Origin of the sequence: Sphingobium sp. WTD-1 (assembly GCF_030128825.1) — a bacterium.
In the GTDB taxonomy this organism is placed as follows: Bacteria; Pseudomonadota; Alphaproteobacteria; order Sphingomonadales; family Sphingomonadaceae; genus Sphingobium.
Window position 1 is genome coordinate 1628038 of record NZ_CP119127.1, and the last position, 22477, is coordinate 1650514.

General features: G+C 67.7%; 28 protein-coding genes. 25 read left to right on the forward strand and 3 right to left on the reverse strand.

Features of this window, described 5'->3' with window-relative positions; all coding sequences use genetic code 11:
* Nucleotides 1-3 precede the first annotated feature (3 nt).
* The 3 genes from N6H05_RS08000 to N6H05_RS08010 are packed head-to-tail and all read right to left on the reverse strand — an operon-like array spanning nt 4 to nt 1316.
* Nucleotides 4-513, reverse strand: coding sequence for a GNAT family N-acetyltransferase (locus N6H05_RS08000; protein ID WP_155178374.1), 510 nt, complete (start codon nt 511-513; stop codon nt 4-6).
* A gap of 3 nt (nt 514-516) precedes the next feature.
* Entirely contained in the window at nt 517-927 is a 411-nt protein-coding gene (locus N6H05_RS08005) for a type II toxin-antitoxin system TacA family antitoxin (RefSeq protein ID WP_217482578.1), read from the reverse strand.
* Nucleotides 924-1316 (reverse strand): hypothetical protein, encoded by a 393-nt coding sequence (locus N6H05_RS08010; protein ID WP_155178376.1) that lies wholly within the window; start codon nt 1314-1316, stop codon nt 924-926. The genes N6H05_RS08005 and N6H05_RS08010 overlap by 4 nt, the downstream gene beginning before the upstream one ends.
* A gap of 49 nt (nt 1317-1365) precedes the next feature.
* Between N6H05_RS08010 and N6H05_RS08015 the strand changes: the two genes are divergently transcribed.
* From N6H05_RS08015 to trbJ, 25 genes are all read left to right on the forward strand, one after another.
* Nucleotides 1366-1605 carry a DUF6429 family protein gene (locus N6H05_RS08015; RefSeq protein WP_155178378.1) on the forward strand — a complete coding sequence of 80 codons (240 nt, stop codon included), beginning with the start codon at nt 1366-1368 and terminating at the stop codon, nt 1603-1605.
* A 133-nt stretch (nt 1606-1738) separates the two neighbouring features.
* Nucleotides 1739-2266, forward strand: a complete 528-nt coding sequence (locus N6H05_RS08020; RefSeq protein ID WP_230461242.1) for a DUF736 domain-containing protein — start codon at nt 1739-1741, stop codon at nt 2264-2266.
* A 481-nt stretch (nt 2267-2747) separates the two neighbouring features.
* On the forward strand, nt 2748-3416 hold the full coding sequence (locus tag N6H05_RS08025) for a DNA methyltransferase (protein ID WP_155178380.1): 669 nt from the start codon (nt 2748-2750) through the stop codon (nt 3414-3416).
* Nucleotides 3417-3458: 42 nt separating this feature from the next.
* Nucleotides 3459-3698, forward strand: coding sequence for a hypothetical protein (locus N6H05_RS08030; RefSeq protein ID WP_155178382.1), 240 nt, complete (start codon nt 3459-3461; stop codon nt 3696-3698).
* Nucleotides 3699-4174: 476 nt separating this feature from the next.
* Nucleotides 4175-4441: a DNA -binding domain-containing protein gene (locus N6H05_RS08035; RefSeq protein ID WP_155178384.1), complete on the forward strand. Its 267-nt coding sequence runs from the start codon at nt 4175-4177 to the stop codon at nt 4439-4441.
* A 153-nt stretch (nt 4442-4594) separates the two neighbouring features.
* Nucleotides 4595-4795, forward strand: coding sequence for a transcriptional regulator domain-containing protein (locus tag N6H05_RS28250; protein ID WP_375294271.1), 201 nt, complete (start codon nt 4595-4597; stop codon nt 4793-4795).
* 16 nt (nt 4796-4811) lie between these two features.
* Nucleotides 4812-5360 carry a DUF2285 domain-containing protein gene (locus N6H05_RS08040; protein WP_230461243.1) on the forward strand — a complete coding sequence of 183 codons (549 nt, stop codon included), beginning with the start codon at nt 4812-4814 and terminating at the stop codon, nt 5358-5360.
* Nucleotides 5361-5489: 129 nt separating this feature from the next.
* Nucleotides 5490-5756, forward strand: a complete 267-nt coding sequence (locus N6H05_RS08045; protein ID WP_060977333.1) for a helix-turn-helix transcriptional regulator — start codon at nt 5490-5492, stop codon at nt 5754-5756.
* Entirely contained in the window at nt 5753-6634 is an 882-nt protein-coding gene (locus N6H05_RS08050; RefSeq protein WP_155178386.1) for a replication initiator protein A, read from the forward strand. Before N6H05_RS08045 ends, N6H05_RS08050 begins: the two co-directional genes overlap by 4 nt.
* Before the next feature lie 325 nt (nt 6635-6959).
* Nucleotides 6960-7601, forward strand: coding sequence for a hypothetical protein (locus tag N6H05_RS08055; protein WP_155178388.1), 642 nt, complete (start codon nt 6960-6962; stop codon nt 7599-7601).
* Nucleotides 7598-8746 carry a phosphoadenosine phosphosulfate reductase domain-containing protein gene (locus N6H05_RS08060; protein WP_155178390.1) on the forward strand — a complete coding sequence of 383 codons (1149 nt, stop codon included), beginning with the start codon at nt 7598-7600 and terminating at the stop codon, nt 8744-8746. Before N6H05_RS08055 ends, N6H05_RS08060 begins: the two co-directional genes overlap by 4 nt.
* On the forward strand, nt 8743-10089 hold the full coding sequence (locus N6H05_RS08065; RefSeq protein ID WP_155178393.1) for a DNA cytosine methyltransferase: 1347 nt from the start codon (nt 8743-8745) through the stop codon (nt 10087-10089). Before N6H05_RS08060 ends, N6H05_RS08065 begins: the two co-directional genes overlap by 4 nt.
* The gene (locus N6H05_RS08070) at nt 10086-10673 is read left to right on the forward strand and encodes a DUF2840 domain-containing protein (protein WP_155178395.1); all 588 of its coding nucleotides are present in this window, start codon (nt 10086-10088) and stop codon (nt 10671-10673) included. The genes N6H05_RS08065 and N6H05_RS08070 overlap by 4 nt, the downstream gene beginning before the upstream one ends.
* Nucleotides 10670-11248 (forward strand): S26 family signal peptidase, encoded by a 579-nt coding sequence (locus N6H05_RS08075; protein ID WP_155178397.1) that lies wholly within the window; start codon nt 10670-10672, stop codon nt 11246-11248. The genes N6H05_RS08070 and N6H05_RS08075 overlap by 4 nt, the downstream gene beginning before the upstream one ends.
* Nucleotides 11229-11561: a DUF736 domain-containing protein gene (locus tag N6H05_RS08080; RefSeq protein ID WP_155178399.1), complete on the forward strand. Its 333-nt coding sequence runs from the start codon at nt 11229-11231 to the stop codon at nt 11559-11561. Before N6H05_RS08075 ends, N6H05_RS08080 begins: the two co-directional genes overlap by 20 nt.
* Nucleotides 11562-11564: 3 nt before the next feature.
* Nucleotides 11565-12428, forward strand: coding sequence for a lytic transglycosylase domain-containing protein (locus N6H05_RS08085; RefSeq protein WP_155178401.1), 864 nt, complete (start codon nt 11565-11567; stop codon nt 12426-12428).
* Nucleotides 12425-13006 (forward strand): hypothetical protein, encoded by a 582-nt coding sequence (locus N6H05_RS08090; protein WP_155178403.1) that lies wholly within the window; start codon nt 12425-12427, stop codon nt 13004-13006. Before N6H05_RS08085 ends, N6H05_RS08090 begins: the two co-directional genes overlap by 4 nt.
* A gap of 238 nt (nt 13007-13244) precedes the next feature.
* Nucleotides 13245-15011, forward strand: a complete 1767-nt coding sequence (locus N6H05_RS08095; protein ID WP_155178405.1) for a relaxase/mobilization nuclease domain-containing protein — start codon at nt 13245-13247, stop codon at nt 15009-15011.
* A 15-nt stretch (nt 15012-15026) separates the two neighbouring features.
* On the forward strand, nt 15027-17009 hold the full coding sequence (locus N6H05_RS08100; RefSeq protein WP_155178407.1) for a conjugal transfer protein TraG: 1983 nt from the start codon (nt 15027-15029) through the stop codon (nt 17007-17009).
* A 9-nt stretch (nt 17010-17018) separates the two neighbouring features.
* Nucleotides 17019-17447, forward strand: coding sequence for a ribbon-helix-helix domain-containing protein (locus N6H05_RS08105; protein ID WP_155178410.1), 429 nt, complete (start codon nt 17019-17021; stop codon nt 17445-17447).
* Between the two features lie 228 nt (nt 17448-17675).
* A complete protein-coding gene (gene trbB, locus N6H05_RS08110) occupies nt 17676-18662 on the forward strand; it encodes a P-type conjugative transfer ATPase TrbB (protein ID WP_155178412.1) in 987 nt (328 codons plus the stop codon).
* 53 nt (nt 18663-18715) lie between these two features.
* Nucleotides 18716-19027: a TrbC/VirB2 family type IV secretion system protein gene (locus tag N6H05_RS08115; protein ID WP_031290822.1), complete on the forward strand. Its 312-nt coding sequence runs from the start codon at nt 18716-18718 to the stop codon at nt 19025-19027.
* The gene (locus N6H05_RS08120; protein WP_155178416.1) at nt 19024-19305 is read left to right on the forward strand and encodes a VirB3 family type IV secretion system protein; all 282 of its coding nucleotides are present in this window, start codon (nt 19024-19026) and stop codon (nt 19303-19305) included. The genes N6H05_RS08115 and N6H05_RS08120 overlap by 4 nt, the downstream gene beginning before the upstream one ends.
* Nucleotides 19302-21749 carry a conjugal transfer protein TrbE gene (gene trbE, locus N6H05_RS08125; protein ID WP_155178418.1) on the forward strand — a complete coding sequence of 816 codons (2448 nt, stop codon included), beginning with the start codon at nt 19302-19304 and terminating at the stop codon, nt 21747-21749. Before N6H05_RS08120 ends, trbE begins: the two co-directional genes overlap by 4 nt.
* Nucleotides 21746-22465 carry a P-type conjugative transfer protein TrbJ gene (gene trbJ, locus N6H05_RS08130; protein ID WP_155178420.1) on the forward strand — a complete coding sequence of 240 codons (720 nt, stop codon included), beginning with the start codon at nt 21746-21748 and terminating at the stop codon, nt 22463-22465. The genes trbE and trbJ overlap by 4 nt, the downstream gene beginning before the upstream one ends.
* Nucleotides 22466-22477 lie beyond the last annotated feature (12 nt).

Consider the following 22477-nt stretch of genomic DNA (forward strand, 5'->3'; position numbering starts at 1 on the left):
CGACTACATTTTCTCCAGCCCCCGCCCCGCCGAGGACGCCAGCAGGAACAGCCGGTTCGGCCGCCGCGGGAAGGGCGCAAAGCCAAGCCCTTCGTAGAAAGCTGCCGCGCGTTCATCCTTGGCGTCGACGATGATGGCCAGCACCGCCAGCGTTTCCGCGGCGCCGAGAATGCGGCGTATCGCATCCACCGCCAGCACTTCACCGAAGCCCTTGCCACGCATCCGAACGTCCCGTGCAAGGCGTCCGATCAGCGCCGCTGGATAACCGCTCTCGTAGCGCGGCAGCTTGCGCGCGATTTCCTCCGGCAATTCGCCCAGCTCCAGCTTGAAGGCGCTCAGGCTGTAAAAGCCGACGACGCCCAACTCCGAATCCGCTGCGACGAAGACACGCGCGACATCGCGGCGGTCATCCTGACCGGCGCGTCGCCGGAACCAGCCATCCAGATCGGCCTGCCCGCAAGAGAAGCGCGACCGATCGTGATGCTTGCCGAGGGCTTCAAAGACGATCGCCAATCGTCAGCCCACGAGATCGCGGTGACGGCGCATGGCCGCGATCAGCCGCTCGGACGGCTCCGGCGGGTTCATCAGCGCCTCGAAGAAGGCATCCCGATCTGCGCCGGTCAGCACCAGGCGTTGATGCTCGTCCAGCACGCGCCGCGCGCCTTCATAGGCCAGATCACCGGCCGTCAGGCCAGTGACCGCCGTCGCCTGTTGAATCAAATCCTTGGCCGACGCGCTCACGCGCAGCTCGATCCGCTCGCGCTTGATCTCGCGCTCCGGTTTCCGGCGTTTCTGAACGGCTGACATGCCCGATCTCCTTTGACCGTTAATGTACGGCATAATACCGTGCCAGTCAACTTCGCCGAAGCGCGTGGGCCGCATCATCCGATCGTAGAAGCACGGGACAGCAGAGCCGATTTTCATCATGGCAGCGACCCGAACAGGGCGTCCAGTTCCTCACGAAAAGCGCCTTCGATGACGCGCAGCTCGGCATCGCCGATGGGAACCTGCTCGGGCCAGTCGTCGGTAACGATTATCGGCGCGCTGGTAGCGCTCCTGCGAGACGATGCGCGCGTCGGATGCGGCTGCATGTAATCGTGCAGGTCTTCCAGCCCTTCCGACCAGCCGCGGGGTGCGCGGCGGCGACGTTTGCGAGAGAGTGCCATATGCTCAAGCTGCCGCGCATCTCTCGGGAATCCAGCAAAATCGCCCTTGGCCGCATACGTGCCGGTCCCGTAGCGGCGGCGGCGGGATTCGGCGCACGGCGGCGCAAGGCGGAAATAGCGAAGCGTAGCGTAGCAGAGATACGTGCTCACGGCGGGATCGCGGATGCCGTGTGCAGCCCGGTTTGCTATCCTTCCGCACATGGACTCGCGGACGCACATCGACACTGACAGAATCGACGAGGCGGTGCTTGCCCTGCTGTGGCTCAACCGCAGCACCACCGGCACGGCCTGGAAAGGCTTCGACTGGAGCGCGATGGATCGACTGCACGAACGCGGACTGATTTCCGATCCGGCGCGCAAGGCGAAGTCGGTGCATCTGACGGACGAAGGCATGGCCGAGGCTGAGCGCCTGTTCAACGCGCTGTTCGCTCGCCCCTGAATCCTGCCACGCCGATGCGAAAGCCATAACCCGGCCATCGCTGGTGGCTCCGCTGAAATGCCGGGTGCATCAGTGTCTCCCGTCCTGCCTGCCTGACCGACCCTCGCGGCCTCCCTCGTGGCTTGATCTGTTCGTGTCCACCTGGCGGCGCAACGGCGCCGGGCAGCTTTTTTCCGCCGCCTTCGGCTTTGCAGCGCGAAGCAAAAAAGCCGCCCTTCGGCCGTCTCTTGGCCGCAAGCCCACCCCGCCGCGCAAGCGCGACGGGAACCCCGAGCAGCGGTGCGCAGCCGACTGTCCCCGATCCTCGACATGCCACGAGGCCGCGAAGGGCGCGGTCCCGAGTCAAGAAAGGACTGACGACATGATCTGCGGAAACTTCACGGCAACCGATCGCGGCTTCCACGGCGAAATCCGGTTTTTCGGCCTCAGCGAAAAGGTGGAAATCCTTCGGATCGACGACAAGGCAAGCGACAAGTCGCCCGACTATCGCATCGTTGCCGCCGACGACGAGCGCATCGAATTCGGCGTTGGCTGGCTCAAGGCCACCAAAGACCAGAAGCCTTACGCTTCACTCAAGCTCAATCCGGTCCTGGCGCCGGACGTTCATCTTCGGCTTGTCTCGACCGAGACAACCGGCAAGTTCGAGCTGAAGGTCGACTGATCGCGAGAGCGTCCCGCCAGCAATGGCGGGGCGCTCCCTTTCCGGTCCCGGATGGATCTTCACTGTATCCGCCAGCGCCGCTCACCCTGGCGACCTGCCGCACAATGATCGCAATCTCAGGCTGGGGCTGACCGAGCAGGGATCGGCCTATGGCCGAGCCGGTATCCCGGCTGTCCTCTGCGTGAGTGGAAAAGAGGGCGGGACAAGCCCGCAAAGCGAGCCCGCCCACGCGGGCAGGTCTTCCCGTGCGCGCCGCCTGGGCGGCGCGATCGTTGCTAAGGACGTTGTCCTCGCGCCGGTCAAGGTAAGTGGAACCGTCCGGGGCGGTATCCCCACCTTCCGCGGCTTCGCCTTGTGCAGGCGGGTGATTCCCCTCCGCCCCGGCCGCCCTTGCCCCGTTGCTACCCTTGGCTCGCCGCCGGGCAGAAGTTCAGGCGCGGCATTCCGCTTCGCTGAACTTCAGACCCAAAGGATTTGAGACATGACCAGCAAGGCACAGGCTCCCCGCAATGTGATTTTCAACGGTGATTGCATTGAAGTGATGCAGGCTTTCGATAGCGGCACGGTGGATTTCATCCTGACCGATCCGCCCTATGTGACCCGCTACCGGGACCGTCAGGGCCGCAAGGTTGCCAATGACGATAACGGCCGGTGGCTGCGTCCGGCGTTTCGGGAAATGCACCGCGTCCTGAAGGATGGCGGTTTCGCGGTTTCCTTCTATGGCTGGAACAAGGTGGATTTGTTCATGGACGCATGGAAGGCGGCGGGCTTCCGCGTCGTCGGCCATCTTGTGTTTCGCAAGCGTTATGCGTCATCGGCCCGCTTCCTCCGCTATGAGCACGAACAGGCTTATTTGCTGGCGAAGGGCAATCCGGCCCGGCCCGCGCGTCCTATCGCCGACGTGCTCGATTTTCCTTACAGCGGGAACCGTTTGCATCCCACGCAAAAGCCGGTTGAGGCGCTGACTCCGTTGATCGAGGCTTTCACGCAGCCGGGCGAGCTTGTGCTGGACCCGTTCAGCGGCAGCGGTTCGTCACTGGCGGCAGCCCAGCAACTCGGCCGCGACTGGACCGGCATCGAACTCGACAACGGCCATTACCACACCGCGAGCAAGCGGCTGGAACGCCCGGCGCGGAGGGTGGCGGCTTAGGCCGCCTCCCTTTCCGGCTCTCCCATTTTGAAAGGCACGATCATGGCCGCTCCCTATGTCGCCCGCTTCACGCGGCTGCACCCCAAGCTCTGGGCGCCCTACGGCATCACCGCCTATCCGTATGGTTTTCACGACTGGCCGCCCGAGGAAGCCGCCCCGGTCTGGATACCGCGAGCCCATATCATCACCGCGCGCGGCGCCGCGTTCCTCGACCTCGGCGATTGCACCACGCTTGAACAGGCGATCGAAGCCTGCTGGACCCATTTTGCAAGCCTTCGCTGACATCCCATGCCGCCGCCGACCCACCCAGGCCGGCGGCGGCCGCGCGTCCCAAAGGTCCGCGCGGCCGTCATGGCGCGCGCTCGCCGGGCGCTGCCCGGCTCGCAAGAGACAGTAGCCAGAACGGCATCCCCGTCCTAAGAAGGACGTGGGCCGCTACGCGGCGGCCTGGGGTTGGTAGCCCCACGTTCAACGGTTTGGCGCCGGCCGTGACGGCGCCGCCATCCTTGACCACATGGTCGGGGAGCCTGTGACGTATACAACAGGCTTCCGGGCTAAAGGTCACAGGGCCGATTGAACGCGGTTTACCACTCCCCGATCAGGGTCAGGAGCAAGTTTGCGGGGGCGCACCGCAGACAAACCGCTTCTCGCCCGGATCGACCGTTGCGGAGCGCGCGCGAAGCCATGCCCGCCGCGCGCATGGAATTGTCTCCGTTTCGGTCTAAAAGGTTAACGGGGACTGGAGGAACGGGGGCGTTATGACCGGCAAGCATTTCGAGGATCGCGCGCCCGACGCGCCGCGGCTTACCGCCTATGACGAGGATCACCTCGCCGACTATATCCGCCTGCTCGATACCGACGACGAGGGCGCCGACTGGCGAGATGCGGCGGCGCATATCTTCGGGATCGATCCCCGTGCCGAACCCGAGCGCGCCCGCGTGATGCACGAAAGCCATCTCGCCCGCGCGCGCTGGATGACCGAAGTGGGCTACGCATATCTCCTCGGCCCGCGCGCCACGGAATAGGTTAACATTCAGACCGGAATGGATTTTTCCGGTCGCGGATTCCGATGCGCGGGCGGCATCGCACCGCGCAGCCTTCGCGCTGTCGGGATGCAGCGCTTCTCCCGATCCTCGGCGGTCCAGACTCCGCACAAAGAGCGGCTGGGGAGGATGCTCATGCCGACACCGCCACGACGGCGCTCGCGACGTGCCGGCAATGCGCCGGCCACGCCCGGCCGCGCCGAATTCGCCGCCGCGTTCCTTCAACGCAACCGCCAGTATCGCGCAGAACGGGCGCGTCTCAGGCGCAACGCCCCGGCGAGCGAGCGAATAGCGCTCGCCCGCCGCTGGGGGTTGTCCTTTCGCCTACCTGCCTGATGAGCTGTCGGGCACGGTGATCTGGCGGCCGGAACTCACCGCCGTCACCGTGATCCTCGACGCCGCGCCGGAGGAATATGCCGGCGCAGCGGCAATCGACCCGCTGGCGCTCGGCGCGCTGCTCGCCGACCGGGCCGGGATCGACGGCCGTCATGTCGTCGTCGCTGACGCGGCCGGCGAGCATCGGCTGTGGCTACGCGATCCGACGCCCGGCCAGCCGCTCGCCGCGATCGTCCCGCTCGACAAGGATTTCATCAAGCGCATCTTCAGCCTGCTGCGTTTCCATCGGCTCATGTCGGGCAAGCGACCCGGCCCGTTGCCGCGCGGATGGCCACTCACCGCAATTCGCACGGCCCGGCTCGAGTTGATGCTTCGCGCGCTCGATCTGCGCCTCGCCGGGGCGACATATCGCGAAATCGCGATCGCGCTCGGCAAGGACGAAGCCGGGCATCTCTCGGCGTCCGACTTCAAGAACTCGGACGCCCGGTCCTTCGCCTATCGCCTGGTGCGCGACGCCACCGCCATGATGAAGGGCGACTACCGCAAGCTGCTGCGCTTCCGCTGATAGCGCCCACCGCGTGACCGCGGCCGGGGGGTGGTCACATCGGCGCAGCTGCGAATCTTCGTTCCCCACCCTGCCGTGAGCACTTCGCCATGATCGCCTCCTGCCATCCCGCTTCGCAGGAGACGCTCGTTGTCCAGGCCGCCCGTCACCCTTCCGCCCCGCTACCTGCGGACCCCCGAAGCGGCGCGCTTCCTCGGTCTCTCCGGCCGCACGCTTGAGAAGCACCGCTATTTCGGGAGCGGCCCGGCCTATCGCCGGATCGGCGGACGGGTGGTCTATTCGGTCGACGACCTGCGCGCCTGGGCCGACCTCGGCACCAAATATTCCACGTCCGACCCCGGCCAGAACGATCTCATGCCGCAGCGGGATGCGGCGATCACGCAGAGCCGCCGATGAAGCCGCGCGCCGCCTCCCGTTCCGGCGAGCGCGCCCAACTCGCGCTGTTCCCGTCGCTCGGGCACGACATCGCGCCGCGCGACGCCCAGGACCTCATGGCCTGGCCGTTCTTCAGCCTCGCCAAGCGCAGGCGGGTGACGCCGATCGACTTCCGCATGGGCGCGACCTGGATATCGGTCGAGGCGGTGCCCGAGCACGGCATGGCGACCATATGGGACGCCGACGTGCTGATATGGGCGGCGAGCCAGATCGTCGCGGCACGCGACGCGGGGCTGCCGACCTCGCGCCTGATGGCGACGACGCCGCACGAAATCCTCACCTTCACCGGACGCGGCACCGGCAAGGATCATTATGACCGGCTGAAGGCCGCGCTCGACCGGCTGCAATCCACTACGGTCGCCACGTCGATCCGCCAGCAGCACCAGCGCCGCCGCCATCGCTTCTCGTGGATCAACGAGTGGCAGGAGCGGCTCGACGGCGAGGGGCGGCCGCTCGGTATCGAACTGATCCTGCCCGACTGGTTCTATGCCGGCGTGGTCGATCGCACGTTCGTCCTCACCATCGACCGGGCCTATTTCGACCTGACCGGAGGGCTGGAACGCTGGCTCTACCGGATCGTGCGCAAGCATGGCGGCCAGCAGGAAGGCGGCTGGAGCTTCGACGTTTCGCACCTCCACCTGAAATCCGGCGCGCTCTCGCCCTTGAAGCAATTCGCGTTCGAGCTGCGCGGCATCGTCCGCCGCCAGTCCCTTCCGGGTTACGCGCTGGCGATCGAGCGCGCGTTCGGCCGTGAGCGGCTGACCTTCGCGCCCGTGCCTGCCGATCCGTTCGAGACGGCGGCGCGGCGCATGGGGCTGGCTGTGGATAACCGGCCATGAGACTCGGCCTATTGAAAACCGCCGGACTCGGCCGATTAAAAACCGCTGACTCGGCCTATAAAAAACCCGCCCCCCACGCAAGCCTCTGGAATCGCTCGCGTAATCGCCCCCCTTCTAACTATGCTAACAGTAAAGAATACTTCGTATTCTTTCTAACGCGATTTCGAGCTGTGGATAATTCGCGAGACGGTGCGAAGTATCAGGCAGTAAATCCGCCGTTTCCACTACGCTATACTACTACGCCTTTTCCGCGAGGCGATCAATCGTCCAGAGGGCGTGATGCGAAAGCGATCCGCCATCCGGTGATGGCGCCGGGAGGCGGCCGATGATCGGCTATGCTTCCCGCACTGGCACACGCCGCAATCTCGATGCTCTGCGGCGCGCGGGCTGGCGGCTGATGGTCTCCGCAAAGGGACCGTTGCGCCCGGAACGCTTCCGCTACGCGCTCGACAATGGCGCATGGACGGCTTTTCAGCGGGGCGAGCCGTTCGACGTGCCCGCGTTCGAGAAGGCGGTTGCTCTGCTCGGGTCGGGGGCCGACTGGATCGTGCTGCCCGACATCGTGGCGGGCGGCCTCGCTTCGCTGCGCTTCTCGCTCGACTGGCTGGACGCGCTGCGCAACCGGCCCGAGCTGCGCGACGCGCAATATCTGCTCGCCGTCCAGAACGGCATGGAGCCGCCGCACGTCGCGGCGGTGGTCGGCCCGGAGATCGGTATCTTCGTCGGCGGCGATACGCCGTGGAAACTGGCGACGATGGCGACATGGGCGCGGCTCGCGCATGAGCGTGGCGCCATCTGCCATGTCGGCCGCGTCAACACCGCGCGGCGCATCCGCCTTTGCGCGGCAGCAGGGGCCGACAGCTTCGATGGCTCGGGCGTCTCGCGCTTCGCCTCCGCTTTGCCGCCGCTCGATCTCGCCCGGCGGCAGCCGGACATCGAAGCCTGGCTTGCGGGGCAGCGGCCATGATCGCCGTCCAGCACTTCGGCAGCATCTCGGGCGGCAAGGACAGCCAAGCCGTTCTCTGCAAGATGGTCGAGCGGATCGAGCGCAAGGGGCTGGCCGCGTTCGGCAACAACGCCCCGCGCTTCCTCTGTGCCGACAACGGCCATGAGAACCCGATCACGCTCGATCATATCGCCTATCTCGACGACTGGCTGCGGCAGCGCACCGGCCTGCACATCGAGATCGTGTCGGCCAACGATGTGCCCGGCCTCACCGACGCGGCGGCCTTCGCCCGTAAGCGCGGGATTCTTCGTGAGGAATGGTCGAACGAAAAGCGGCGGACGCGCCATAGAGGCGCGTGCAACCAGCGCCGGGACGCATGGCAGGCAGGCACGATCACCAGGGCCGAGTGGATGGCCGGGTGCGATTGTCCCGTCCTGGTCTCGCCACCTGTCCCCGATCACCTGATCGAGCGGGCGCTCGGGCTGCTGCATCCCACCGGCATCCCGTTCCTCGACATGGCGATGCTGCACGGCCGGTTTCCCGGCACGAAGACGCGCTTCTGCACCGACGAGACCAAGCTGATCCCGATGATGCACCGCAAGCGCCCGCTGCTCGACGCGGGCGTGCCGGTGATCGACTGGATCGGCGAACGGGCCGACGAGAGCCCGGCGCGGGCGAAGAAACCGCCCATCCAGTCGAAGCGGTATCCGGTCGGGGCGCGCCAAGTGCTCTACCGGCCCATCTTCCGCTGGTCGGCCGCTGACACCTTCGCCATCTCCGAGCGCCACGGCCTGCGCCACAACCCGCTTTACACGATGGGCATGAGCCGGGTCGGCTGCTCGACCTGCATCATGGTCAAAAAGCGCGAATTGCGCGCCTGGTCCATGCGCTTCCCGGCCGAGGTAGACCGCGTGCGCGAGTGGGAGCAGCTGGTCAGCCTCGTGTCCCGCCGCAGCGCCGTCGCCGGCACGCCGGCATCGCTGCTGCCCGCGCCGACCGTCCCGGGCGATCCCGCCGATCATGGCCGGGCGACCATCGACAGGGCGATCGCGTGGTCGCGCACAAGCCGGGGCGGGCGCAACTACGACCTGTTCATCGACCAGGAGCAGCGCGAGGCCGATGAGCACGGCCTGCGCTGCGACAGCGAATACGGGCTGTGCGAATGATGCGCGCGCTCGACCTGTTCAGCGCAGCGGCGGGCGGCTGGTCGCTTGGCCTGCATCGCGCCGGCTTCATTACCGTCGCCGCCTGCGAGATCGTCGAGTGGCGCCGCATCCTCTACGCGGAGAACAATCCCCATGTCAGACTCTACGATGACGTGCGCGCCCTCACGGCAGCTCGACTTGTTTCCGACCTCGGATTCCTACCCGACATCATCGTCGGATCGCCGCCGTGCCAGGACATCTCCAGCGCCAACACCAAAGGCAGGGGAATCGAAGGCGAACGGTCGGGCCTCTACCTCGAAGCCGTCCGCCTGGTCGGAGATTGCCGGCCTCGCTGGTTCGCTTTTGAGAACAGCGCTAATCTCAGAACTCGCGGCGCTGACCGGCTGCTCCTTCTCCTGGAAACGCTCGGCTACGCCTGCGAACCGTGCGTGGTGGCTGCTGAAAATGTCGGCGCCAACCATGTCCGCAAGCGATCATGGCTCATCGGCTACGACCCCGGCCAGCTTGCCGACGCCGCGCACCAGCGACGCGGCACACGGCCCGGAGATGTGCAAGGTGCGCGGAGAGAAGCGGACTGGCATGAACCTGCCGACGATGATGCACCCCGCTGCATTGAACAGGCTGCCGACCCCGCTGGCGACGGACGGGATGACGGACGGCGCGGGCGGCGGAGCGGGATCAACATATCCGCTGCGGATGATTCTGGCGACGCCGCGCAAGTCGGATGCGGAACGCGGCGGCCGGGGGGATGTGCTCAGCCAGTTGCAGGGCCATGCCAGCCGCCATGCGGGCATGATGCCGACGCCCGTCAAACCGAACGGCGGCCGGAGATTGAGCGCGCAGGAGATCGAGACGGGACGCCGGGCGAATGGCGCGAAGGCGCAGATCGACACGCCGAACCTGCTGCGCCATGCCGCGGAACTCCTGCCGACTCCCACGAAGCGGGACAGCCGGATGGACAGCTGGAGTCCGGCCTACGACCGCAGGAAATCCCCGACGATGGACGCGGTGATGGACGGGGCTATGACCGATCGCGCGCCGGACAAATGGGCGGGCGCTCGCGCGCTGGCGGCGATGCTGCGGAGCCGTGGGCTGACTGGAACGGCGGCCTTGCCCGTCACTTACGGCTGGATGATGGGCTTTCCGCCTGGGTGGCTGGCACGCGCGTTGCGGTCGGCGGTCCACGCGGGACGGCTGCTGCCAGCCTGATCGTCGAGGCGTTCGGCGACGCCGTTCTCCCGCAAATCCCCGAAGCCATCGGCCGCGCGATCCTGCGCACCGAAGCCGCGCTCGATCTCGTGCTCGGCCGCGCATCCCTCGACAGCGCCGGAGACGAACGATGAGCGACCCCGCGCGTCCACAGCATATCGATTTCAGCGGGTTTGAAGCCGCGCTGCGCCGGCAGGCGGCGGAACGGGAAGCACCTCACCGCAGCCCGCCCATACCGTCCGCAATCGCAGCCGCCTCCCGGCTGACCGAAGTCGAACTCACCTGGATCGAGAAGAAGCTGGAGCACTGGATACGCTTCGGCCGTATCGCCCACGACCGCATCCTCACGCGCCGAACGCGCGTGGTGAGCTTTCGGCCCGGCGCGATATTCACCTTCGTCCGCTGGTCCGCCAACGACTATGGCACGATCACCTCGCGCATCGACGTCTTGCGGGCGGTGGATGCCGGCGAACCATACACCACGCTGCCCTTCGTGCGGCCGGGCGGCGACATCCTCCTGCATATCGAGAGCTGGCCGAAGGTGAGCCAGGTGCTCGCCGCGATCGACGCGGTGGAAGCGGCGGGTGTCGATCCCTGCGATGCCGCGTCCGACCACTGGCGCCACGTTCACAACCGCATCGCCGCGGGCCATGAGCCGCGTCCCTACACGATGGAGCGCCATCGCGCCTGGCTCAAGCGCCGGGAGATCGAAGGATGACGCGCCGCCGTTATGTCATGGCGACGGCCATCGCCGCATTCGCCTTCGCCGCGGCGTTCGTCATCACCGCAGCCGTCGATCCGCTTCCGCGCGTGATCTGGAACGCCAGCGCCAGCGCGCCGATCGGCCTTTACCGCGTCCATCCCGACCGCGATCCGCCCACCGGGGCGCTGGTCGCCATCACGCCGCCAGAGCGGCTCTCCCGCTGGCTTTCGGCGCGAGGTTACCTGCCCGAGGGCGTGCCGCTCCTGAAACATGTCTCGGCGAAAACGGGGCAGCGCGTGTGCCGCATCGGCGCCGTGGTGCGCGTCGATGGCCGGCGCGTCGCTATGGCCCGCGCGCGTGACGGTCGGGGCCGCCCGCTGCCGGTCTGGCAGGGGTGCCGGACGCTCGGCCCCGGCGAGATATTCCTGCTCAACCCATCCGTCCCGGACAGTCTCGACGGCCGCTATTTCGGCCCGCTTCCGGCTTCCACCGTCATCGGACGCGCGACGCCGCTGCATCTGCGCGCGCCGTCCCCGTCGCTTTCAACCCCCAGTGAAAAGGAGATCGGCCATGCCGACGAATATCTTTGAACCCACCGCTAGCGGCTATGCTGGACGTGCCCGTTATTTCGGCATCAACGAGCAGATCGTGCTGGTCGCGATCGATCCGGGCGATGCCGAAAACGCGCCCGACTACCGTGTCCACCTCGACGACGAGGACGGCCCCGAGGTCGGCGGCGCGTGGAAACGGGTCGGTGAACGCGCGGGCGATTACATCGCGCTGGAGATCGACAGCCCGCTTTTCGGCTCGCCGTTCCGGCCGGTGCTGTTCCGCGCCGATGACGAGGGTCGGACGTTCCGGCTGTCGTGGAAGCGCCCCCGGCCTCGCGACGACCGGAACTGATCCGTGCCTTTCCCGGTCATCCCTCTGTTCGCGGAAAGATCGCATCATCCCTCCGTCCCGCTCGGTCGCAGGCCGGCCGGCGCGCGCAGCGAAGGTCAAGGGCGGCCCCCGGCCGGCGCATCGCGCGCACCCTTTACCGGAGCGAGCACGCTGGCAGGCTGGCGGCGGAGCGGGGGCGGATCGGTCGTCCTGCTCGCGGTTCTGCTGCTGTCGTCCGGTATCGGGCCGGACGCGGCGCGGGCACAGGACGCGCCGGCCGAACGCACGGCAACCAGCCATCCCTGGGCCGTTCACGTCGCAGACGCCGCGCGGCGCTTCGGCATCCCCGAGGCATGGATTTGGGCGGTGATGCGCGTCGAGAGCAACGGCGATTCCCGTGCGGTATCCTCGGCTGGCGCGATGGGCCTGATGCAGATCATGCCCGGCACATGGGCGAACCTGCGCATTCGTCACGGGCTGGGGCGCGATCCCTACAATGTGCGCGACAATATTATGGCGGGCGCGGCCTATCTGCGCGCGATGCACGACCGCTACGGCAACGCGACGGCGATGCTGGCGGCCTACAATGCCGGGCCGGGCCGCTACGACGAATACCTCTCGCGCGGCCGCCCGCTGCCCGCCGAGACACGCGCCTATCTTGCAAAGCTGGCGGCCATCACCGGCAGCGCGGGCGACAGCCAGCTTGCCGCCGCGCCGCCGTCCGATCGCTTCGCCTGGCGCCGGGCCGCATTGTTCGCTGCGCGGCCGAACGACGATCCGGCCGCACTGGAAACGTCACCCGGAAAACACGCGGACGACATGCGCGCGGCGGTAGAACCGGCCGCGAACAGTCTGTTCGTCGCGCTGTCAGGGCGGAGGCAGCCGTGAAGATCGCCTACGCCGATCCGCCTTATATCGGCTGCGCGCATCTCTATCGCAATCATCCCGACTATGCGGGCGAGGTCGATCATGCGGCGCTGATCGAGCGGCTCCAGCGCGACTATGACGGCTGGATATTGCACGCCGCAGCGACGCCGGAATCGGTCGCCGTTCTCGCGCCGCTGATCCGCGAAACCGGCGCGCGGTGGATGGCGTGGGTCAAGGGCTTTGCCGCCTTCAAGCGCAACGTGCCGGTCGCCTGGGCGTGGGAACCCGTCATCGTGAAGCCCGCGCGCAAACCCGTGGTCAGCAAGCGCCTGGTCATGCGCGACTGGATCGAATGCCCGATCACGCTGCGCCGCGGCCTCACCGGCGCGAAGCCCGAAGCGGTCTGTCATTGGGCGTTCGAGACGGTCGCCGCGCGTCCCGAAGATGCGCTCGACGACCTGTTTCCCGGCACCGGAGCCGTCGCCGAAGCTTGGCGGACCTGGCGCCTCAAGTTCGCGCTGCCGGGCGATCCCGTTGCAGCATCGCCGCGGCCCGGCAGCGCGCCGTCCGCAAGCCGGCGGCAGGCCGGCGCACCATGACCGCCCCCGTTTTCAGATTGCCCGGTTGGAAGGTGGAAGTGCCTGGAAGGGCAGGAAAAAGCCGAAGGAAGGGACGGCAAGATAGAAAGCGCACCCCAAATTCGCTGAAAGCCTTTGTCTTTCAACGATTTGGCGCGGGTGCGTCGGTCGGCGAGCGTGCCGCTCGGAAGAAAAAAGCAAGTCATTTCAAAGCGCCGAATGGCACCACAGGCCATTTTCGGCGGAAAGCAGCCCGGCCGTGAGCGAGGACGAGGATTTCCGCGTCCGGCCGGGCAAGGTCAGGAACAGGGGAGCCGGCCAGGGCCGCAAGGCGCAAGGATTTGTCGTCCAGGTGCTCCGCGTCGCCGCGCGCAGCGGCGGAGGCCGGCGAACGGGCGGCTGGGGCGGATCGCGGCGCGTCGGGCAATCGAACTTCGGCCGGGGCCGCACGTCCTTCGCGCGCAGCCGGCTGTTCGGATCGGGCCGGCGCGTGCTGGTCAAGATCGTGCCCCTCACCCGCTTCCACCGGAACGGGCGGCCGAGGGCGCCGCTCTCCGCGCACATCGCCTATCTCAAGCGCGAGGGCGTCACCCGTGACGGATCGCCCGCGCGGATGTTCGACGCCAATGGCGACGGCGCCGACGACCGCGCCTTCGCCGATCGCTGCAAGGACGACCGGCATCATTTCAGGATCATCGTCTCGCCCGAGGATGCGGCGGACCTCACCGACCTGCGCGAATATACCCGCGATCTCGTTCGCCAGATGGAAGCCGATCTCGGGACGCGTCTCGAATGGATCGCGGTCGATCACTGGAACACCGACAATCCCCACGTCCATCTGCTCGTGCGCGGCGTCGATGACCAGGGGGCCGACCTCGTTATCAACCGGGAGTATATCAGCCACAATCTGCGCTCGCGCGCCGAGGAACTGGCCTATGCCGAACTCGGCCCCAAGCCCGAGCATGAAATCCAGCGCGCGCTCGAACGCGAGGTGACGGCCGAACGCTGGACCAGGCTCGACGCTGAGATCGATCGCACGGCGGACGCACTCGGCGTCATCGACTTGCGCCCCCAGCAGCCCGGACCCGACGATCCCCAGGTCCGCCGCCTGATGATCGGCCGCTTGCAGCATCTGGAGACGATGGGGCTCGCAGCCGAGGCCACGCCCGGTCAGTGGGCACTGGCGGCGGATGCGCAAGCCAGGTTGCGCGAGCTGGGCACGCGCGGCGACATCATCCGCACGATCGGCAAGGCGCTGAACGATCGCGGCCTGCAGCGCCCGCTCGACAGCTACGAGATCGTCAGCGCCGCGCCGCAAAAGCCCATCGTCGGCCGGTTGATCGACAAGGGGCTGCACGACGAGCTGCATGGCTCGGCCTATGCCGTGATCGACGGCATCGACGGGCGCACCCACCATGTCCGGCTTCCGGGCATCGAGGCGCTGGAGCGCAGCCCGGATATCGGCGGCATCGTCGAGCTGCGCGCTATCGGCCGGCCGGGCGATCCGAAGCCGACGATGTTCCTGGCGACGCGATCCGATCTCGACCTCGCCGCCCAGGTGAACGCGACAGGCGCGACCTGGCTTGATCATCGTCTCATCGAGCGCCGCCGTGCGGTGACGGCCGCCGGGTTCGGATCGGAGGTGCAGCAGGCGCTCGACCAGCGCACCGATCATCTCGTGCGCGAAGGACTGGCCCGCCGCTTCGGCAACCGCGTGGTTCTGCAAGGCAACCTGATCGACACGCTTCGCCGCCGCGAGCTGGACGCGACAGGTGCCGAAATCGCGGGCCGGACGGGACTCGCCTACCGCCCCACCAGTCCCGGCGACAAGGTCGCCGGGACATGCCGCCAGCGCCTCGCGCTCGCCTCGGGCCGCTTCGCGATGATCGACGACGGGTTGGGCTTCCGGCTCGTGCCTTGGTCGAACGACCTCGAACGCCAGCTGGGCCGGCAGATCGCAGGCGTCGCCCGCGACGGCGGCGGCATCGGCTGGTCGCTGGGCCGCAAGCGCGGCCTCGGCATCTGAACAAGGAGATAAACCATGCCCGCTACCAAAATCCTCTGGGGCCAGATCATCGCCGTCTTCCTGATCGTGCTCGCCGCGATCTGGAGCGCCACGCAATGGACGGCGGCGGCGCTGGCATATCAGCCCGAGCTTGGCGAACCCTGGTTCATGGCGCTCGGCTGGCCGGTCTATCCGCCTTACGCCTTTTTCTGGTGGTGGTTCAGCTTCGATGCCTATGCGCCCGGCATTTTCCAGACCGGCGCCTATATCGCCGCGTCGGGCGGGTTCGTGGCGGTCGCGGTCGCCATCGCCATGTCGGTGTGGCGTGCGCGCGAGGCGAAGAACGCGGAAACCTATGGCTCGGCGCGCTGGGCGACCGAGGACGAGGTGCGCGCGGCCGGACTGCTCGGCGACGACGGCGTGGTGATCGGCAAGCTGGGCCGCGCCTATCTGCGCCATGACGGTCCCGAGCATGTGCTGTGCTACGCGCCGACCCGCAGCGGCAAGGGCGTGGGGCTGGTGGTGCCCTCGCTCCTGACCTGGCCGGCGTCGGCGATCGTCCATGACATCAAAGGCGAGAACTGGACGCTGACCGCTGGCTTCCGCGCGCAGCATGGCCGCGTCCTGCTGTTCGACCCGACCAACGCGGCGTCGGACGCCTACAACCCGCTGCTGGAGGTGCGGCGCGGCCAGTGGGAAGTCCGCGACGTGCAGAACGTGGCCGATGTGCTGGTCGACCCGGAAGGCTCGTTGGAGAAACGCAACCACTGGGAAAAGACCAGCCATGCGCTGCTGGTCGGCGCGATCCTGCATGTGCTCTACGCCGAGCCCGACAAGACGCTTGCCGGCGTCGCGGCCTTCCTGTCCGATCCGGCGCGCACGATCGAACAGACGCTGGCCGCGATGATGGCGACACCGCATCTCGGCGAAGCCGGGGTGCATCCGGTGGTTGCTTCGGCCGCGCGCGAGCTGCTCAACAAGAGCGACAACGAACGCTCGGGCGTGCTCAGCACCGCCATGTCGTTTCTAGGGCTTTACCGCGATCCCGTCGTCGCCCAGGTCACGCGCGCCTGCCACTGGCGCGTCATGGATCTGGTCGCGGGCGAACTGCCAACAACGCTCTACCTCGTCATTCCGCCCAGCGACATCTCGCGGACCAAACCGCTCATCCGCCTGATGCTCAACCAGATCGGGCGGCGGCTGACGGAGGAACTGAACCAGGGCAACCGGCATCGCCTGCTGCTGATGCTCGACGAGTTTCCCGCACTCGGGAGATTGGATTTTTTCGAGAGCGCGCTGGCGTTCATGGCCGGCTATGGCCTGAAATCCTTTCTGATCGCGCAGTCGCTCAACCAGATCGAGAAAGCCTACGGACAGGACAATGCGATTCTCGACAACTGCCACGTCCGGGTGAGCTTCGCGACCAACAACGAGAAAACGGGGGAGCGCGTGTCGAAGGCGCTCGGCACCAAGACCGAGATGCGGGCGATGAAGAATTATGCCGGGCACAGGCTCTCGCCCTGGCTCGGGCATCTGATGGTCTCGCGCTCCGAAACCGCCCGGCAGCTTCTGACGCAGGGCGAAGTCATGCAGCTGCCGCCCGACGAGGAAATCGTCATGGTGTCGGGCGTCCAGCCGATCCGCGCGAAAAAGGCGGCCTATTATGCCGATCCCCGTCTCGCCGCGCGGATCATGCCGCCGCCCGATCCGGCCGCATCGCCACCGCGGGAGGTCCGTCCCCACGACTGGACGGGGCTCGCCGCCACGGCCGATCCCGCCGAGATCGCGGCGATCATCCGGCGCCAGGAGGATGCCGCCAACAGCGGGCTGCGCCGCGAGCCCGAGCTTCCCGATCATGTCGCCATCGTGAAGGAGACGGCGCCCGCACCGCCCGCGCAGGAATTTTCCATCGTCGAGGACGAGCCCGAGGACGCCGCGCGCCAGGCCGCGGCGCGGCGCCGGATGCAAGGCATCGCACGGCAGGCGTCGCTCGATCCCGACGACGGCATCGAAATGTAGGAGGCTCCCATGCGCGTCCGTCTCAACGTCTATTTTCCGCCCGAACTGGCCCGCCAGGTGAGCGAGCTGGCGATCCGCCGCCGCATCTCGCGCTCGGCTATCGTGGAAGCGGCCGTTACGTCCTGGATGTCGCCGGACGGCGCCGACCGGATGGAGGCCGCGTTCGCGCGGCGGCTCGACCGTCTCTCGCGCCAGGTTCAGCGGCTCGAACGCAACACCGGCCTCACCACCGAGGCGCTGGCGCTGTTCGTGCGTTTCTGGCTGGCGGTCACGCCACCGCTGCCCGACGAGGATCAGGCGGCGGCCCAGGTCAAGGGGCGCAAGCGCTATGAGGGTTTTGTCGAGACGCTCGGCCGGCGCTACGCCAGCGGCAAGAGCCTGCTCGATGAGATACCGGAGGATATTGCAGGTCGTGACGGCGGCTCAGCCGACACATGACAGTGTGCGAACCAATCGGGGCCGGCCATGCGCGACTCGGCCAGCTATGTTCGCGAAAATAGCGCGGGCGGAGAGCGGCGCCGAAAGTGTCCGACCGCAACGCGCACTTATCTACCGCCGTCACTACTACGCCCTGACATAGTTGTTGCCCCGCGCGATTTCCTGTCTCTCTTGATGTGCCCCTGACGCCGGGCGGCGGTTCGCCCGGCCCAATTCAGGGGCCGTTCCTTGTCCGTCCAGTCGATCCGATCCGAAGCGAACATGCGCGGCGCGCGGATGCTGCGCACGGCGCTGGGGCCGTCGATCGCGGCCTGGCTCGACGATGCCGCCGTGATCGAGGTGATGCTGAACCCGGACGGCCGGCTGTGGGTCGACCGGCTGGGCGAAGGCATCGGCGACACCGGCATGATGCTCGGCGCGGCGGATGGCGAGCGCATCGTGCGCCTGGTCGCGCACCATGTCGGCGTCGAGGTCCATGCCCGGTCCCCGCGCGTCTCGGCCGAACTACCCGAAGGAGGGGAGCGGTTCGAGGGGCTGCTGCCGCCTGTCGTCGCCGCCCCGGCCTTCGCGATCCGCAAGCCGGCCGTCGCGGTGTTCACGCTGGGCGACTATGCCGCGGCCGGCATCATGTCGTCCGCCCAGGCGGACACGCTCCGGCAGGCTGTTTCGGCCCGCGCCAACATCCTCGTGGCGGGCGGCACCGGCAGCGGCAAGACCACGCTGGTCAACGCGCTCCTGGCCGAGGTCGCAAAGACGACTGATCGCATCGTCCTGATCGAGGACACGCGCGAGCTTCAGTGCGCCGCGCCGAACCTTGTCGCCATGCGGACCAAGGATGGCGTCGTCTCGCTGTCCGATCTCGTGCGGTCCAGCCTGCGCCTGCGTCCCGACCGTATCCCCATCGGCGAGGTGCGCGGCGCGGAGGCCCTCGACCTCCTCAAGGCCTGGGGCACCGGGCACCCCGGCGGCATCGGCACCATCCACGCCGGGACCGCGATCGGCGCGCTGCGCCGCATGGAGCAACTCATCCAGGAGGCCGTCGTCACGGTCCCCCGCGCGCTGCTGGCCGAGACCATCGACCTTATCGCCGTGCTGGTCCGCGACGGGCACGGCCGCCGTCTCGCCGAACTGGCCCGCGTCGAAGGGCTCGACGCCGCGACCGGCGACTACCGCCTCACGCCGCTCATCACCCCCCAGACCGGAGACCTGCCATGACCAACGACGCCAAGCCCATCAGGACCATGAAGGGCCGCCTGCTCGGCGGCACCATGCTCGACCGCCTCGGCCATATCGGCATCACCGCCGCTGGCCTGCTCTACGCGATGCCCGCCCATGCGGGCGGATCGTCGATGCCGTGGGAAGCGCCGCTGCAAAGCATCCTCGAATCGATCGAGGGGCCGGTTGCCAAGATCATCGCGGTGATGATCATCATCGTGACCGGCCTGACCCTGGCCTTCGGCGATACGTCGGGCGGGGCGCGGCGAATGATCCAGATCGTGTTCGGCCTCAGTATCGCGTTCGCGGCCAGCTCCTTCTTTTTGAGCTTCTTCTCGTTCGGCGGCGGGGCGCTGATCGCATGACGGGCGCGGCCGATCACGGCGAGCCCATCGCGGGCTATTTCGCGCCGGTCCATCGGGCGCTGACCGAGCCGATATTGCTCGGTGGCGCCCCGCGTTCGCTCGCCATCGTCAATGGGACGTTGGCGGGCGCGATCGGCCTGGGCCTGCGCCTCTGGATCGCGGGCCTCGCCCTCTGGGCCATCGGTCACGCGCTCTCGGTCTGGGCGGCGCGGCGCGACCCGCAATTCGTGGACGTGGCCCGCCGCCACCTCCGCTATCCGACGTGGATGCGGCCATGATGAGCCTGCGCGAATACAGGAACCACGCCGCGCATCTGGCCGACTTCCTGCCCTGGGCCGCGTTGGTCGGCGAGGGCGTCGTTCTGAATAAGGACGGGAGTTTCCAGAGGACGGCGAAGTTTCGCGGCCCCGATCTTGACAGCGCGACGCCGGCCGAGCTGGTCGCCACCACCGCGCGGCTCAACAATGCGCTGCGCCGGCTGGGCTCGGGCTGGGCGATCTTCGTCGAGGCGCAGCGCACGCCCGCGCTCGACTACCCGGAATCCGATTTCCCCGATCCCGTCTCGGCGCTGGTCGACATGGAACGCCGGGAGCAGTTCCGCGAGGAAGGCGCGCATTTCGAGAGCGGCTATTATCTGACGCTGCTCTGGATGCCCCCGGCCGAGGACGCCGCCCGCGCCGAAACCTGGCTCTATGAAGGCCGTTCCGGCACGGGCGTCGATCCGTGGGAGTTGCTCAAGGGCTTCACCGACCGCGGCGATCGCGTTCTCAATCTGGTCGAGGGCTTCGTGCCCGAGGTCCGCTGGCTCGATGACGCCGAGACGCTGACCTGGCTGCACAGCACGATCTCGACCCGTCGCCAGCGCGTGCGCGTGCCCGAGACGCCGATGCACCTCGATGCGCTGCTCGCCGACGAGCCGCTGACCGGCGGGCTCGAACCCCGTCTGGGCGACCATCATCTCCGCACGCTCACCATCACCGGATTCCCCAGCGTCACCTTTCCCGGCCTGCTCGACGAGCTGAACCGGCTCGCTTTCGAGTATCGCTGGTCGACGCGGGCGATCATGCTGGACAAGACCGATGCGACGAAGCTGCTGACCCGCATCCGCCGCCAGTGGTTCGCCAAGCGCAAGAGCGTCGCGGCGATCCTCAAGGAAGTCATGACCAACGAGGCATCGACGCTGCTCGACAGCGACGCCTCCAACAAAGCCCTGGACGCCGACACCGCCCTGCAGGAGCTGGGCGCCGACTATGCCGGCATGGCCTATGTCACCGCCACGGTGACGGTGTGGGATCGCGATCCCGCGATTGCCGCCGAGAAGCTGCGGCTGGCCGAGAAGATCATCCAGGGCCGCGACTTCACGGTGATCCCCGAGGGGATGAACGCCATAGAAGCGTGGCTCGGCTCACTTCCGGGCCACACCTACGCCAACGTCCGCCAGCCCCCGGTCTCCACCCTCAATCTCGCCCACCTGATCCCCCTGTCAGCGGTATGGGCGGGGCCGGAACGGGACGAGCATTTCGGACAGCCCCCTTTGCTCTACGCGAGGACCGAAGGCTCGACCCCGTTCCGGTTTTCCCTCCACGTCGGCGATGTCGGCCACACCCTGATCGTCGGGCCGACCGGCTCGGGCAAGTCGGTGCTGCTCGCGCTGATGGCGATGCAGTTCCGCCGCTATGCGGGGGCGCAGGTCTTCGCGTTCGACTTTGGCGGCAGCATCCGCGCCGCCGCGCTCGGCATGGGCGGCGACTGGCAGGATTTGGGCGGAATGCTCGCCGACGAGGCCGGCGATGGTGTCCAGCTTCAGCCGCTCGCCCGGATCGACGATCCGGCCGAGCGCGCCTGGGCCGCCGAATGGCTGGCCGCGATCCTCGCCAGCGAGAACGTCACCGTCGATCCGCAGGCGAAGGACCATCTCTGGTCGGCGCTGACCTCGCTCGCCACCGCGCCGGTCGCGGAACGCACCCTGACCGGGCTCGCCGTTCTCCTCCAGAGCCAGCAGCTCAAGCAGGCATTGGCGCCGTGGTGCGTGGGTGGCGCCTGGGGCCGACTGCTCGACGCCGAGAGCGAACGGCTCGGCGACGCGGCGATCCAGGCGTTCGAGACCGAAGGATTGATGGAAAGCGGCGCGGCGCCGGCCGTGCTCTCTTATCTGTTCCACCGCGTCGCCGGCCGGCTCGACGGCAGCCCCACGCTCGTCATCATCGACGAAGGCTGGCTGGCGCTGGGATCGCCGGCCTTCGCCAAACAGCTATCGGAATGGCTGGTGACGCTGCGCAAGAAGAATGCGAGCGTCATCTTCGCCACCCAGTCGCTCGCCCAGATCGAGGGCAGCCCGATCGCGCCCGCCATCGTCGAGAGCTGCCCGACGCGCATCCTCCTGCCCAACGAGCGCGCGGCCGAGCCGCAGATCGCGGTGATCTACGAGCGGTTCGGGCTCAACGCGCGGCAGATCGAAATCCTCAGCCGGGCGACGCCCAAGCGCGATTATTACTGCCAGTCGCGGCGCGGCAACCGCCTGTTCGAGCTGGGGCTGGGTGAGGTCGCGCTGGCCTTCGCCGCCTCCTCCTCCAAGACAGACCAGCTCGCCATCGCCGGGATCATCGAAACCCACGGCGTAGACGCCTTTGCCGCCGAATGGCTGCGGCATCGCGGCTGCGCCTGGGCCGTCGAGCTTCTTCCTGAAGCCCATCGCCACCCCCACCAGGAGTTGCCCCTATGAAGTCCACCATCCTGCGCCGCGCCCTTACGGCCGGCGTTCTCGCCACGTCGAGCATCATCGGCATCACCGCGTCCGCACCAGCGCACGCGCAGTTCGGCGGGATTGTCTATGATCCCACCAACTACGCGCAGAACGTGCTGACCGCCGCCCGGTCGCTGCAACAGATCAACAACCAGATTCAGCAAATCCAGCAGCAGGCGACCAGCCTCATCAACGAGGCGCGCAATCTCGCTTCGCTGCCGCTCTCGACGGTCGACACGCTCCAGCAGCAGGTCCGGCAGACGCAGCAGCTGCTCGGACAGGCCCAGCGCATCGCCTACGATGTTCGGAACATCCAGCAGGCGTTCGAGGGCCGCTACAAGGGAACCGCGCTCACCGGCACCAACGCGCAGATGATCGCCAACGCCAATGCGCGCTGGGAGGACAGCGTCGGCGCGTTCCAGGACGCCTTGCAGGTGCAGGCGGGCGTGGTCGGCAATATCGACGACGCCCGCACCACGATGAACAGCCTGGTCACGGCCAGCCAGTCCGCGACCGGCGCGCTCCAGGCGGCGCAGGCGGGCAACCAGCTTCTCGCCCTGCAATCGCAGCAGCTCGCCGACCTCACCGCCGCCGTCGCCGCGCAAGGCCGGGCGCAGTCGCTCGACGCCGCGCGACAGGCCGCGATCGAGGCGGAAGGGCGCGAACGCTTCCGCCGCTTCTTCGGCCGCAACTGACGGGGAGCCCTG

Bases quoted from the DNA above. Each gene is read 5' to 3' on its own strand.
- N6H05_RS08005 (WP_217482578.1), bottom strand. From the start codon at position 927: ATGATGAAAATCGGCTCTGCTGTCCCGTGCTTCTACGATCGGATGATG.
- N6H05_RS08015 (WP_155178378.1), top strand. From the start codon at position 1,366: ATGGACTCGCGGACGCACATCGACACTGACAGAATCGACGAGGCGGTG.
- N6H05_RS08025 (WP_155178380.1), top strand. From the start codon at position 2,748: ATGACCAGCAAGGCACAGGCTCCCCGCAATGTGATTTTCAACGGTGAT.
- N6H05_RS08030 (WP_155178382.1), top strand. From the start codon at position 3,459: ATGGCCGCTCCCTATGTCGCCCGCTTCACGCGGCTGCACCCCAAGCTC.
- N6H05_RS08035 (WP_155178384.1), top strand. From the start codon at position 4,175: ATGACCGGCAAGCATTTCGAGGATCGCGCGCCCGACGCGCCGCGGCTT.
- N6H05_RS28250 (WP_375294271.1), top strand. From the start codon at position 4,595: ATGCCGACACCGCCACGACGGCGCTCGCGACGTGCCGGCAATGCGCCG.
- N6H05_RS08050 (WP_155178386.1), top strand. From the start codon at position 5,753: ATGAAGCCGCGCGCCGCCTCCCGTTCCGGCGAGCGCGCCCAACTCGCG.
- N6H05_RS08055 (WP_155178388.1), top strand. From the start codon at position 6,960: ATGATCGGCTATGCTTCCCGCACTGGCACACGCCGCAATCTCGATGCT.
- N6H05_RS08060 (WP_155178390.1), top strand. From the start codon at position 7,598: ATGATCGCCGTCCAGCACTTCGGCAGCATCTCGGGCGGCAAGGACAGC.
- N6H05_RS08065 (WP_155178393.1), top strand. From the start codon at position 8,743: ATGATGCGCGCGCTCGACCTGTTCAGCGCAGCGGCGGGCGGCTGGTCG.
- N6H05_RS08070 (WP_155178395.1), top strand. From the start codon at position 10,086: ATGAGCGACCCCGCGCGTCCACAGCATATCGATTTCAGCGGGTTTGAA.
- N6H05_RS08075 (WP_155178397.1), top strand. From the start codon at position 10,670: ATGACGCGCCGCCGTTATGTCATGGCGACGGCCATCGCCGCATTCGCC.
- N6H05_RS08080 (WP_155178399.1), top strand. From the start codon at position 11,229: ATGCCGACGAATATCTTTGAACCCACCGCTAGCGGCTATGCTGGACGT.
- N6H05_RS08100 (WP_155178407.1), top strand. From the start codon at position 15,027: ATGCCCGCTACCAAAATCCTCTGGGGCCAGATCATCGCCGTCTTCCTG.
- N6H05_RS08105 (WP_155178410.1), top strand. From the start codon at position 17,019: ATGCGCGTCCGTCTCAACGTCTATTTTCCGCCCGAACTGGCCCGCCAG.
- N6H05_RS08115 (WP_031290822.1), top strand. From the start codon at position 18,716: ATGCTCGACCGCCTCGGCCATATCGGCATCACCGCCGCTGGCCTGCTC.
- N6H05_RS08120 (WP_155178416.1), top strand. From the start codon at position 19,024: ATGACGGGCGCGGCCGATCACGGCGAGCCCATCGCGGGCTATTTCGCG.
- trbE (WP_155178418.1), top strand. From the start codon at position 19,302: ATGATGAGCCTGCGCGAATACAGGAACCACGCCGCGCATCTGGCCGAC.
- trbJ (WP_155178420.1), top strand. From the start codon at position 21,746: ATGAAGTCCACCATCCTGCGCCGCGCCCTTACGGCCGGCGTTCTCGCC.